Annotated in this window: 15 protein-coding genes; 9 read left to right on the forward strand and 6 right to left on the reverse strand. The window is 41.8% G+C overall.

Annotated elements, in window-relative coordinates:
• Positions 1-7: 7 nt before the first annotated feature.
• Both D8803_RS06730 and D8803_RS06735 read right to left on the reverse strand, forming a co-directional pair.
• Positions 8-1321 (reverse strand): DUF6630 family protein, encoded by a 1314-nt coding sequence (locus D8803_RS06730; RefSeq protein WP_131200653.1) that lies wholly within the window; start codon positions 1319-1321, stop codon positions 8-10.
• A 52-nt stretch (positions 1322-1373) separates the two neighbouring features.
• Positions 1374-1631 (reverse strand): metal-sensitive transcriptional regulator, encoded by a 258-nt coding sequence (locus tag D8803_RS06735; protein ID WP_000185156.1) that lies wholly within the window; start codon positions 1629-1631, stop codon positions 1374-1376.
• A 170-nt stretch (positions 1632-1801) separates the two neighbouring features.
• On the opposite strand from D8803_RS06735, the gene D8803_RS06740 reads away from it, so the two are divergent.
• From D8803_RS06740 to D8803_RS06780, 9 genes are all read left to right on the forward strand, one after another.
• Positions 1802-2434 carry a GTP pyrophosphokinase family protein gene (locus D8803_RS06740; RefSeq protein WP_084925262.1) on the forward strand — a complete coding sequence of 211 codons (633 nt, stop codon included), beginning with the start codon at positions 1802-1804 and terminating at the stop codon, positions 2432-2434.
• A gap of 9 nt (positions 2435-2443) precedes the next feature.
• Complete coding sequence (locus tag D8803_RS06745; protein ID WP_131200654.1) at positions 2444-3118, forward strand: response regulator transcription factor; 675 nt, start codon at positions 2444-2446, stop codon at positions 3116-3118.
• Entirely contained in the window at positions 3119-4351 is a 1233-nt protein-coding gene (locus D8803_RS06750) for a sensor histidine kinase (RefSeq protein WP_131200655.1), read from the forward strand.
• A 51-nt stretch (positions 4352-4402) separates the two neighbouring features.
• On the forward strand, positions 4403-4810 hold the full coding sequence (locus tag D8803_RS06755) for a hypothetical protein (RefSeq protein WP_131200656.1): 408 nt from the start codon (positions 4403-4405) through the stop codon (positions 4808-4810).
• Positions 4811-4855: 45 nt separating this feature from the next.
• Positions 4856-5920, forward strand: a complete 1065-nt coding sequence (locus D8803_RS06760; RefSeq protein WP_131200657.1) for an ankyrin repeat domain-containing protein — start codon at positions 4856-4858, stop codon at positions 5918-5920.
• A gap of 25 nt (positions 5921-5945) precedes the next feature.
• On the forward strand, positions 5946-7019 hold the full coding sequence (locus D8803_RS06765) for an ankyrin repeat domain-containing protein (RefSeq protein WP_131200658.1): 1074 nt from the start codon (positions 5946-5948) through the stop codon (positions 7017-7019).
• Between the two features lie 24 nt (positions 7020-7043).
• Entirely contained in the window at positions 7044-7634 is a 591-nt protein-coding gene (locus D8803_RS06770) for an SMI1/KNR4 family protein (protein WP_131200659.1), read from the forward strand.
• Positions 7635-7729: 95 nt separating this feature from the next.
• Positions 7730-8452 (forward strand): DUF4241 domain-containing protein, encoded by a 723-nt coding sequence (locus tag D8803_RS06775; RefSeq protein WP_131200660.1) that lies wholly within the window; start codon positions 7730-7732, stop codon positions 8450-8452.
• A gap of 12 nt (positions 8453-8464) precedes the next feature.
• Entirely contained in the window at positions 8465-9022 is a 558-nt protein-coding gene (locus tag D8803_RS06780) for an SMI1/KNR4 family protein (protein ID WP_131200661.1), read from the forward strand.
• Between the two features lie 78 nt (positions 9023-9100).
• On the opposite strand, the gene D8803_RS06785 is transcribed toward D8803_RS06780, so the two are convergent.
• The 4 genes from D8803_RS06785 to D8803_RS06805 form a co-directional block, all read right to left on the reverse strand.
• Positions 9101-10138: an aldose epimerase family protein gene (locus D8803_RS06785; protein WP_131200662.1), complete on the reverse strand. Its 1038-nt coding sequence runs from the start codon at positions 10136-10138 to the stop codon at positions 9101-9103.
• Positions 10139-10283: 145 nt separating this feature from the next.
• Entirely contained in the window at positions 10284-11279 is a 996-nt protein-coding gene (lacD, locus tag D8803_RS06790; protein ID WP_131200663.1) for a tagatose-bisphosphate aldolase, read from the reverse strand.
• Between the two features lie 10 nt (positions 11280-11289).
• Positions 11290-12456 (reverse strand): SIS domain-containing protein, encoded by a 1167-nt coding sequence (locus D8803_RS06795; protein WP_131200664.1) that lies wholly within the window; start codon positions 12454-12456, stop codon positions 11290-11292.
• Positions 12457-12679: 223 nt separating this feature from the next.
• The gene (locus tag D8803_RS06805; protein ID WP_081102481.1) at positions 12680-13084 is read right to left on the reverse strand and encodes a PTS sugar transporter subunit IIA; all 405 of its coding nucleotides are present in this window, start codon (positions 13082-13084) and stop codon (positions 12680-12682) included.

A 13084-nucleotide genomic window follows, 5' to 3' on the forward strand; every position in this document is an offset into this window, starting at 1 on the left:
CTAGCAATTACATATTTTTTGCATGGCCGAAACGCTGATTGATTGTGTGACTCAAGGTGACTAATTTTTCCAGAATATCCCTCTTGCAGATAAATAGCACATAACTATCGCTATTAATATCCATACAAGCAAGACAGAAATCGTGTCCAGCCCATCTTTCGTCCAAAATCATACACCAAGTAGGGATGTCATCATCCTCGTCGAACCAATTCTCCTCCAAATCAAGAGTTTGTTTAGTTGCCAGAGGTGTTAATTGGTACAGAAATTCGTCCTTATCTGTCTTCCAGTCTAACTCAATCACTGCATCCACAGCAAGCAGTTCATCAGCAATAGCAAGCCATTTTATCGTAGCTTCATCAACCTCTTCGCTTATTCCTCGCTCGTTATATCTATCTGCATACTGCTTGAAATAGGCTTTCGGTGATTCAAAACAGGAGGTCAAACGAGATCGTACCTCACTATCATCTGTTAGCAGTTGGGTTATTTCTTGATAGATTGCGATATTTTTCTGCTCATCTGTCCGCATATCTAGTACAATTTCCCAGTCTTCTAGGTCCGATGTAACTCTGTTCTCCAAATATGCCCGAAGCAAGTCTTGAGTTTCTTTCTCGCTCAGACCATTTTTTTCGTAGATTACATTCTCGTTGATCCGTTCGGCATCAGCTACACTAACCTCAAAACGAAAACCGTCCGAATCTTCATCCTGACAAACCTGTACAAAATCCGATACAAGCTGACTCCCCTTTAGTTTAACTGGTTGCTGAGGTATTAAAGTGAGAAAATCCCTACCACCATCTTGGACGGCTGCCAGTTGCTGCCATACTTCCTCAAATCCAAAGCCATTTTGTTCCTTCTCACCATCATCTAGCACCCAATCCGCAAAGATTCTTCCTGAAATGCTCGAAAAATCTGCTCTCTCGTCTCCTGCTAGAACAGGCTGATCACTTGTAACAGGGGCCATCTCTTTGACTACCTTTTCAGCCTCTTTTTGAATCCAACCTTGTCTAAAGAAATGGGCAGCAACGCTAGGCAAGATCAAGACAGGCAGACAAATAAGAGTACCTGCAAGTGCGAGACCCTTATATCGATTTTTTGTGGGGCTCCCTTCTGATAGCTGATTTAGAAAGTCCGCTACTTGATTAAAAAGTTCGCCCCCAGTGACCCAGAATAGGAACAAACATTCCACACCAAGTAGGCCAAGCCAGATAAACGCCATTCGCTTCGCTGCCTGACTACAGATCTCCATTTTAGTTTGTATAGGAATAGCTTCTGCCTCAGGAACACTCTGAAACCATTTTTCTGCTCGCTCTTCTTTTGTCATCTTTCCCACCTGTGATCTACTTTCTTATCTTGTTCTATCACATAGAGAACTACTATTTTCGTTTGATTAGGTACTGAACAGCCTTTTCTAAGCGTTCTTTTTGAGCCTCAGGGTCGTCTAGGGGTTGGTTGATGCAGGCTGTGAGATTCTCGGTAATGATCATCTCAATCACGCGCTCCACACTCGAACGAACCGCTGTCAACTGGGTAATGATATCTGCACAATCACGATCTTCATCGATCATCTTTTGAATTCCACGCAACTGCCCCTCTGAACGTTTCAGGCGTGTAATATACTTTGAGTTTGTCATCTTCTTATCCTTGGTCGATTTTTCTTCATTATATCTCTAATGGACTCCTTTGTCAAAATTCTCGTTCCCTCTTTATCAATAGAATCTCACCCTGCTATCGCTTTCATTGTATAATAGAATGACAAATACTATTAGAATCTATGCTCGTATCAATACGAGCCATTCTTAGAATGGACCAGCCTATGAACTCTATCTATGGCCCTTGCGAAGTCTACTTACCCACTATCTTGCAGACCTTTATTCAAGATATGGAAGAAGCCGCAGCTAATTACAAAAAAGAAACCTCCCTCAAACTATATGAGCATTTGCATGCGCGTATCAAAACCGAGGAAAGTATGCGTGAAAAATGCCAACGCAAAGGCCTTCCTCAGACAAGTCAATCCGCTCTTAAAGAAATCCGAGATGCTATCGGTGTTCGGATCATCACAGGCTTTACAGATGATATCTACCGCATCGTTGACTATATTCGTCAGCTACCCACCATCCATATTTTTAAAGAGAAAGACTATATCCGTCAGGTCAAACCCAATGGCTACCGTTCTTACCATCTGATTCTCGAAGTGACTACCCCCTACCCAGACTGTCTGGGAAATGACCAAGGAACCTACTTTATCGAGATCCAACTGCGCACGATTGCCATGGACTCTTGGGCCAGCCTTGAGCACCAGATGAAGTACAAGAAAAACATCCAAAACCCTGAACGAATCACGCGCGAGCTCAAACGTTGTGCCGATGAGCTTGCTTCATGCGACTTGACCATGCAGACCATTCGTGATTTGATTCAGCGATCTGACCAAGACTAAGGAGGACCTATGAAAATCCTACTTGCCGAAGATGAAGCTCAACTAAATCGCGTCATCACTGTTGCTTTAGAACGCGAGGGCTATAGCGTTGATTCTGTTTTTAATGGACAAGATGCTGTCGAAAAAGCTACAACTAACCACTATCACCTTATGATTTTTGACATCATGATGCCAATTAAAACTGGAATCGAAGCCCTCAAAGAAATCCGCCAGTTGGGCAATACGACCCACATCATCATGCTGACAGCCATGGCTGAAGTAGATGATCGTGTAACCGGACTCGATGCAGGTGCTGACGACTACTTGACCAAGCCCTTCTCACTCAAGGAACTATTGGCTAGGCTCCGTTCTACTGCCCGCCGTCTGGAGGACTATACCCCAGATACGGTCCAATTAGGAAATACTCGCTTGGATATTGACGAACAAGAACTAGCTGCTACAAACAGCATTCGTTTAGGGAAAAAGGAGACTCAACTCTTGACCCTCCTCATTCAGCATGCTAACCAGACCCTCAGTTGTCAACAACTACTAGAACAAGTCTGGCCAGATGAGCTAGAAGAAAGTGATCACGAGCTCGTTTTTCTCTATATTTCCTACCTACGCCAAAAACTCCAAAGTGTCCAGTCTAGCTTACAAATACTTGGGCCGGCAGAAGGGCCTTTCCAACTGATAGGAGGAGACTAGATGTTTCGAAAACTACGCTTCAAGTTTATTGTCACAGCCACTGCTGCCATCGCTCTGATTCTTGCATTCTTTCTGGTCTTGATGAATAGCATCGTCTATACTCAGACAGAGGATAATATCCAAACCGTCCTCTCCATCTTATCTAAAAATGAAGGCGAACTCCCAATCACAGATGAAATCAAGGAAAGTTTCACCAAAAAGAACATCCAGGAAGGGATTATCTACAATTTTCAGTATTTCTCTGTCAGAGAAAAGGGGAATGACTACACTATTTCTCTAGGGAATGTCCAATCACTGACCGAAGCAGACGTCAGAGGTTTTCTCCAGAAAATTCTTAAAAAACCGGAAACCTATGGCACGATTACTCGCAACGGGCGCTACTTCACCTACCAGATTAGTCAGACAGCTTCGGGTAAGCTCCTAGTCTTCTTTGAAGCTACCAACTACATTCGCGAACGGGACTCCCTCTTTCAAGTCTCTATCTGGTTATCACTGGCTAGCCTATTTCTCCTTGCTCTACTCTTTACCTTGATTTCTGGGATTGTTATCCGTCCCTTCGTCAAAAACTATGAGAAACAACGGATGTTTATCACCAATGCAGGTCATGAACTCAAAACACCGCTGGCTATCATCTCGGCCAATACCGAGCTTCAAGAACTCATGGAAGGAGAGACCGAGTGGAGCATCAGTACCAAAGAACAGACCGAGCGTCTCAACCACTTGATTGGAAGACTGATCCGACTTGCTCGGCTCGAGGAGCAAGAGGATATCAAACTAGCTCCTCAAAACATCTCCGTCATCGCTGAAAAGGTCGCCTCAGACTTTGCTCCTCTCTTTACCAAAGAGGATAAAAAATTTGAAAGCCTGATTGAAGCAGACCTTGTAGAAAAAGTAGCCCAAGAGGAATTTTATGAGCTTCTTAGCATTCTTCTTGACAATGCCCGCAAATACTGCGATCCAGCAGGCACCATCCGCCTGACTCTCAAACGCAAAGCCTATCTCCTACGCAAGCGCACCTGTATCACCGTATCTAACGACTACAAAGACGGGCGGCCTGCCAATATTAAACGCTTCTTTGACCGCTTTTATCGCGCTGAAACATCACACAATAACCAAACCACCTCTGGGTATGGCATTGGCCTCTCTATGGCTCAACACCTTGTCAGCCTGTTTAGAGGAAAAATCTTTGTCACCTATAAAAAGCAGGTGATTACCTTTACCATCTGGTTGTAAACGTGGAGAGTCTGGTCGGAGTTCATCCAATTACAACATAAGGGGAAGCCAATGGAATTTTTAGTAGCTGAGGAGGGGATTCCTCAAAGCATCGGTTGCGAAGAAGCAACGATAGCATATTATGGGAGTGAGATAGAATTTCATTATGAAACCGTGCCACCACGTGGGGATGATATTTTTTCTGCAAAATTGCCTTTATTAGATATTCAACTTCCATTTTGGATGTATGGAAGAAATCTCATATTTTTAGATGCCTATTATTTGCTTGCAGAAACAGTAAAGAAAGGGACTTGGAATCCTATAACAAGTATGCTTATCAATATCCATACAGGAAAATATGCCAGCTTAGATCACTGGTATAACAACATTTCGGTCAAGGAAAAAGAAATCGAGTTAAAAAATGACTACGATGGAAGATCTAGGATTTTAAAAAATGTTGATGGGCTTAAGTGGGTTTAGAAACATAAAATGCAAATGTTAGTTTTATATTAAAGGAGAAGAACAATGGCCAAAAAAAGAGTGACCTTACCTAAAAATTTTGATGAACTGATTACAGCAAGAGATATTGAAGCTCTTAAAGCCGTATATGATAAATGTGAGCTTACTGCTCATGACGGCAGATACAGCCTCAATACGGCACTTCATTTTGGAGGTGTTCCTGATGAGCTTGTTATCTGGCTGGTGGAACAGGGTTTAGATGTAAATACTCCTGATTATTATGGGCGGACACCATTATATAAGCATGCCACGCTGGGTAGGGATACTGTGAAACTACTTTTTGAATTAGGCGGAGATATACAAAAGCCTGATACATACGGGAGTACACCTCTACATACGGCAGCAGGGTTTTTCCGACCTAAGATAGTCAGTTTTTTGATTGAAAAAGGTGCAGACATTAATGCAAAAGATGATATGGGACGAACTCCACTAGCCGAAGCCCTTGCTACTTGTAGGCAGATTAATATTGCACAGGTAGCAGAAATTGCAGAAATGCTCATAAAGGCGGGCGCTGAGGTAACTCCTGGTATGGCAGAAAGAGTCGAACTAATTGGTAAGGATTTTGAATTTCACAGAGAAAACTTTAATAAAGATTATCTGGCTGAAACAGAAGCAGGACTTGAGAAACTCTATGCACTGTTTGATGTAAAGCCTGCTCCGAAACGCAGGATACATGACGGAGTTTCTCCTATTATTGTAAAAAAAGGTTCTTGGAAGGAGCAGTATAACGAGCTTTGGGATTTACTCATTCCTTCAAGTGGGCCAGCGAAAACTGTACAAGGCGAAGTGATCCGTATAACAGGGCGCGTACAGGATGAGCTCTATAGAAATGGCGGTGTCAACTGGGATAAACACTACCGGAACATGCTTAAAGCCCTGCCAAATCATTTCGCTTCAGGTACACCGCTTTCCGAAGAAGAACTGGAAGAAACTAAGGAACTGATTTCCAGCATCCGTGCAAAAGGCAGTGATGAAGATACTATAACTGAACGTTTGTGTGAACTTTCGGTTCTCTGGGTAAGCTTAAATCCTGATCCGCTTCCTTTAGGGGAAATAAATTATAACAGATGAGTACATAATCTGTAGGAGACTTAAAATGGTCAAATTAAAAGATATAGGAAATTTTAAATCTGTTCCACAAATTGTAGGTGATATCATAAATGGAAATACGTCGGCATTAGATGAACAGTTTTTAAAGGGTTTTGATATTGAAGAGAGCATAAAGATAGGTAAATATACCACCCTGTCGCCCTTAAACCTTGCTCTGATTATGGAAAGTTTTGACTCTGTAAAATGGCTTGTGCAAAAGGACGTCAATCTGAATGTAAAAGGAAGTCCTTCATTTTTGCTTGCTGTAAGGTATTGTGATAAAGCTATTATCAGGTATCTGGTAGAACATGGCGCAAAGGTGAACTGTGTAAATGAGGTAAAGGCAGAGGCCTTTGAACAGGCTTTATATGGGAAAAAATATGAGAACCTACCTCTTATCCACGAATTAGGACATAGGGTAGAAAAATACGGTGGACAGGCATTTCGCAGTGCAGTTTCAGAGAGAAATTATGAAGTACTTGATTTCTTTATAAAGAACGGAGTTAATATTAACTACAATGCCCCTGATACGGTCTATCCTTTTAAACCAACCCCGCTATGTGTAGCCGCAAGGTATGTTGATTTGAAAATGTGTCAGTATCTTGTGGAAAATGGGGCGGATGTAACAATAACCGAAAAAGACGGGATGCGTCCATACAGTATCGCACTTGAAAATGGCGATGAAGAAATGGCTGCATATTTTAAGCAGTTAGAACCTGAAAAATACCATAGTTTACAAAATAAACTGGATGAACTGAAACCATTTAAATTGCCTAAGGTAGTAATTGATTTTCTTCAAAGTGAGGAATTACATTTTGAACTTAAAGACTGTGATTTTAAATGGATAGAGTTTTTCTCTTTAGTCAATACTGTTCCGATTAAAAAAGGTAGACAGAAACTTCTGCGTATATCTAAGCTGACAGGAGATTATGACCATATCTATATTGTATGGGATCCTAAAACAAAGAAAGTGGCTTCCTATGATATAGAGCATGAAGAGTTGAAAGATATGTGCAGTTTTGCGGAATTTGTAAATGATATGCCAGCATATATGCAACAAATAATCGAAGGAGAGCTGTAACTAAGAGAATAAAGGGTAGATGGTATGCAGATAAGTGATGAGATAAAAAAGATAGAAGAGTACATTTGCGAAAACTTTGAAGAATGGGATTTGGATGATCCTGTGGAGGAAGAATATCTGGACGATTATCAGGAGATATCCGGCGCTTCTGAGGAAGAAATAGCAGCATTTGAAGAGAAATTTGGGATAACTCTGCCTGATGATGTAAAAGAGCTTTACAGCTATAAAAACGGGAGTAAGTATCTCAGTATTCTGCCTTGCCTTATAGATGAAAGAGACATGGCCTTTTGCTTGATGAGCCTGCAGGCTATCAAAAACACTAAACACTATTTTCAAAACAGAGACGCCCTCTTAACTGAATTTCCTGAGCATTTTACAAGCCAAGACATTGAAAAAATGCGGGACGAGAGGATAAAACCCTATCTTTTTAATAAAAAATGGATTCCTTTTGCCGAATATTGTGACAGCTGTTTCCTGATGCTGGATTTTGATCCTGACAAAGAAGGAAAAGAAGGTCAGATTCTTTGCTATATTCATGATCCTGATGAAGTTGTGTATGTCGCAGAAAGTCTTAAAGACCTAATTTTTTCGATCATTAGGGAAATAAAAGCATAGAATGAATGCATTTGTAGGAAAAATGATAATGAGTACACAATTCTCTAACTCAGAAAGTACCAACCTAAAATAAAAGATTTAGAAAGGAGCTGTTTATGGAAAAAATACAAACTTCACAAGAGTGGTTACAGAAATACCAAGAAATAAAACATCTACTCACTTCGTCTATCAATTATGTAGAGTGTTTTGAGGAGAAAGAAATACAAGGTGCAGAAATTTTTATTTTAGATATGGGGGAAGTGACTTTCCCTAGCGGAGAAATTCTGGTTCGAGATCCTTTGGTCTGGCTCCGTAGAGAGGAAAAACCCTACTTACAGTCTGTACCCAAAGGGAGATATCGACTAAAGACTTTAGTAGCCAAGATAGAAGAAGATCATTACAGGTATGTAGCAACGAGAATCCAATTTACAGATCAAGTGCCAGTCATCTACTATGAAGCACTGACTGGTGATGAAGATATAGACACTGTTGAAAAAGACTCTTATTTTGGATTTGCAGTTGACGCAGGTCTGGCAACGATAGTGGACGTTGACACCAAGAATGCCTACTGCGATTTTGAAGAGAGTTGGTATAAAGAAAATCCTGGCAAAAATATCTACGACGATTTCTTTGCAGCAGTTTTTGCTCAAAATGCCATAGACAATCCCCTTTATCAGCGTGAAGGTGGGGATTGGATTAATTTTAAAATCCCCAACACTGACCTAAGCATTCCGATGATCCAATCAGGTTTTGGAGACGGAGTCTATCCCGTCTACTTTGGCTATGATAAGGATAATCAGCTTTGTGATTTAGTTGTCGAATATATTTACCTAGAATAGAGAGGAATAGCAATGTCACTAGAAAAAGTCTATGATTATTTTCATCATTATGATTCTAAAACCTACCAAGTTGTAGCCTGCATGGGAAATGAACCCTCCGAACAGGATATAGAAGATTTTGAAAAACTGTATCAAATCAGTCTTCCAGACGACTTTAGAGAATTTACCATGTCACCCCTAGGCGGACTCTATATGGAAGTTAGGGAGGAACTGTGGCCAAGAGCCAAAGCATTTGATGTCGCCCCATTTTGGACATTCTGTCGTGGTATTAAGGTTTACGGTATTGCAAATGAGATACCTGATTTTCTAGACATTCGACTGAAGACCAAAGAATTACATGAACTAGGCTTTGTAAATTATATCCCTTTTCTGTCTATCATCGGTGATGGAGATGTGATTTTCTGCTTTGATAAAAATAATCACATTGTCGCCTTAGATTGGTATAGTGGTGGAGAGGCTGAAGAGCTTGATAGTGACTTTTCAGATCTTTTGCTCAAGCAAATCCAAGAACTGGAAGAGCGTAAAAACAAAATGCTAGAGAGAATTGAGACCCAGAAAAAAGGAAAATAAGCCTTGGGCTAGTAAAGTTATATCTAATGTCATCACAATAGCACGAAACTCAAAAGAGCTGGAAACCAGCTCTTCTTTTTATTTGACAACAAGCTCGTAGCGAGTTTTGCTGGTAAAAGTTTCACCTGCTTTGAGAATGACTTGGTCTTTGAGGTCACTGTGAATGGCATCTGGTAAAGCCTGCGCTTCAAGGGCAATCCCATTGTGTTGCACCATTGGCTGGCCGCCGATAATGACACTCTCATCCACAAAGTTTGCAGTGTAGACCACAAAGCAAGGAGCTTCTGTCTTGAAAAGCAGGAAACGACCTGAATTTTGGTCATAAAGGAAACCAGCATTGTCATGACCTGCAGGAAGAGCAAATGGGTGATCCAAACCAGATACCAACTGGATTTGCTCATCATCCTCTGCAAAGATGTCCTTCAATAAAGCACCATTGTAGATGTGTTTCACCACATCACGATCAGCATCTGGAGTCTTTGCTGGAACACCGTCTGGAGCGATTGGGTAAATGCCCTCCGTATTTAGTTGGAAGACATGGCGGTCAATTGTCTGCGTGAAATCACCAGACAAGTTAAAGTAGCTATGATTAGTTGGATTGACTAGCGTATCCTGATCAGTCGTTACCTTATAGCTGACTTCGTAGGCGCCAGTTTCTTCCAAGTGATAGCTGATCCAGATCTTGAGATTGCCAGGGAATCCTCCTGTCCCATCTGTACGCTCTGTGTAGAGGGTCAAGCCATGGTCGCTCACCTCTACCAATTCAAACAAGCTTGAATCCCAACCTGTTGAACCACTGTGGTTACAGTTGCTAGCGTTGTTGACTTCAAGTTTATAGGTCTGACTATTAAGTTCAAATGTCGCACCTGCAATACGGCCCGCTACAGGACCTACACTTGCTCCATGCTTGGGACTATTGCCTACATAGCTAGCAAAATCATCAAAGCCCAAAATTACATTGGCAAAGTTTCCAGCCTTATCAGGTGTGACATAGCGCAAGATGGTCGCACCATAGGTCATAACTTCAAGCTGGTAACCACCGTCAGTCTCAAAGCGATAGGCCAAGACATCCTTGCCCTCATGATTTCCAAATACACGCTCTGTGTATGCTTTCATTCTTCTCTCCTTTGACTCATTTCTCTTAAGTAAACAAACCATAGAGAGTGTATTCACCATCTATGGTTGTAGTTTCTATTTTCAGAATCCTTTGTCAGAAAACCTAAGCATTTGCTTAACAAAAAGGGTTTCTTCTATACCTATTTTATGCTTCCACACGTTCAGTCCATGAGGTCGCTGTGGTTTGAAGAACTTTGTTGAGTTCGTCAATGTTCTCAAATCCAGTTGTGCGTAGCCACTCACGAGCTGCTGCTTCACCATCTTTAATGTAAGCTTCAACTGATCCAGCCCAGGTTGCACGTCCGCAAAGAACACCGTTGAAGTTTGCGCCTGATTCGTGGGCAAAGACAAGTGTATCTTGGAAGAGTTTGGCTGATACTCCCGCACTCAAGTAGATATATGGCAAGTTAGTTGCTTCGTCTTGTGCTTTGAAGAAGGCTGCCGCTTCTTCACGAGTATGCACGATTTCACCATCGCCAAAGCCTTCAACGTATTTAACATTGACTGGAACTTCCACTTTCAAAACATCAATGTTGAAGCGTGGGTCTGAGAAGACTTTCATAGCACCGATAACTTTATGTGGTTTTACTTTGGCGTATTCTGCAGAGCCAGCGTCAGCGATTTTTTCATCGTAAGCGAGGATTTCAAGGAAGAATGGAATATCTTCCGCCACACACTCAGAGCCAATGCGTTCGATGTAGGCTTGTTTTTGTTGGTTGAGTTCGTCAGAACTGTCTACATCGTAGTAAAGCAAGAATTTGACTGCATCCGCACCTTGTTCCTTAATACGTTTTGCAGACCAAACATCCAAGCAGTCAGGCAAGCGTTTGGTGCTTGTTGTGTCGTAGCCAGTTTTCTCATAAGCTAGGAGAAGACCAGCATTTGGAGCAAGCGCTTTTGTAGCTGGAAGGCCATACTCTGGGTCTAGAAGCATAGATGAAGCGTATTTTGTCAATTCATCTGCTACCAAGACTTTGAGTTCTTCCATTTGAGCCACTGTTGGTTCTTCTGTTTGGTGTTGAGCCATGAGTCGTTTCAAAGCACCACGTTGGTCAAAGGCAAGAGCTGAGATGATGCCATTCTCGTCAGAGAGTTTTTGCAAGCAAGCTACTTTATTAGGACTTAATTGTAATTTACTCATAGACACTTCCTTATTTTTGATATTCATGAATGATCACACCTTGTACCACACGGTTTACGGTGCCAGTAGGAGATGGTGTATCTGGTTTATTTTCTACCTTGAGTGAAGTCAATAGGGCAAAGAGTTGGGCATAAACGATGTAAGGGAAGACACGGTAAATATCGTTCAAGACACCGCCACAACCAAGTGCTACTTCTTTGACATTTTCAAGACCAAAGGCTTGATCACTCAAAAGCACAACACGACGAGCAATTTGGTCACCAGCCACTTCACGAACCAAGTCCAAATCGTACTTGCGAGTGTAGTCTGTCGTTGTACCAAATACCAAAACAACTGTATCTTCGTTGATAAGAGATTTTGGACCGTGACGGAAGCCAACTGGGCTTTCATACATAGTCGCAACTTGACCAGCTGTTAATTCCAAAATCTTCAACTGAGCTTCATGAGCAAGCCCAAAGAAAGGACCAGCGCCCAGGTAGATAACACGGTTAAAGTCAAGGTCAACAAGCTCTTTGACATCTTCTGCATTTTCTAGAACCTTACGAGCAAGGCTTGCCACAACTTCAAAACGTTCAGCTTTAACAGCAAATTCTGTAGGATCAAAGACCAAGAGAGCTGTTAGCATCATAGACGTAAAGCTAGAAGTCATGGCAAATCCAGCGTCATTGGAAGCGGCTGGTTGCAAGAGCAAGAGATTGCGGTCATCGCCATGAGCTTGAAGCGCCAATTTCCCTTCTGCAGCACATGTAATGGTCACTTGATAGAGGTCATCAACCAAGGCTTTAGCCAAATCAACCGTCGCCACACTTTCAGGCGAATTCCCACTACGAGCAAAAGATACAAGGACAGTTGCCACATCTTTTTTCAAATAAGTTTCTGGGTTGGCAACAATATCAGTTGTCGCAATGGCATTAAAATTCCATTTGCGTTCGTCATAGACTTCCTTAAAGTAAGGCACCAAGGTATCTCCCACATAAGCAGAAGTACCAGCACCCGTCAAGATAACCTTGATATAGTCATGTTTATCAGCGATTCCTTGTAGGAATGCTGCAATTTCTTCCCGTTTTGCTTGGTAAGCTTCAAAAGCTTCTTTCCATACATCAGGCTGTTGGTAGATCTCACGAGTCGTGATTTCTGCACCCAGTTCAAGTAATTCTTCTTTTGTGTAATTTAGCATAGAGTTCCTCTAATCTATTGTTGTTTCATTCCTATTGAAAATATGGGAATGGGAGTGACTCCCATTCCCATGTATATTCTATACAAGCTGTTCTAACGATTTTCACGTTGTAACATCGTATACTCAATGAAAATCAAAGAGCAAACTAGGAAGCTAGCCACAGGCTGTACTTGAGTACGGCAAGGCGACGCTGACGTGGTTTGAATTTGATTTTCGAAGAGTATTATTCGTCTTCGTCATCATCGAAGCCCGCTAACAGGTCATTGACTTTCACGATGCTTTCTGCAGCACGGTTCTTGTAGTCCGCATCTGCGCCTGTAAGGCTAGCATTGATAAATTCAATCACCATTGGAAGATTCATCCCTGCGTAGAGTTCAATGTCGCGACCTTCCATGATCAAACGGCTTACCACGTTACAAGGTGTTCCGCCGAGAAGGTCCGCAAAGACTAGGAAATCATCCAATCCTTCGATAGCAGCTTCAAATTTTGCAGTAAATTCTTCTGGACCATCTTCTGGAAGAAGAGCCACTGCATGAATGTTGTCTTGTGGACCCATGATCATTTCTGTGCTACCTTTCAGTTCTTCACAGAAACGACCATGACTCACCAAAATTAATGATTTACTCAT

The sequence above is a fragment of the Streptococcus oralis genome, assembly GCF_003943385.1.
GTDB classification, from domain to species: Bacteria; Bacillota; Bacilli; order Lactobacillales; family Streptococcaceae; genus Streptococcus; species Streptococcus oralis_CA.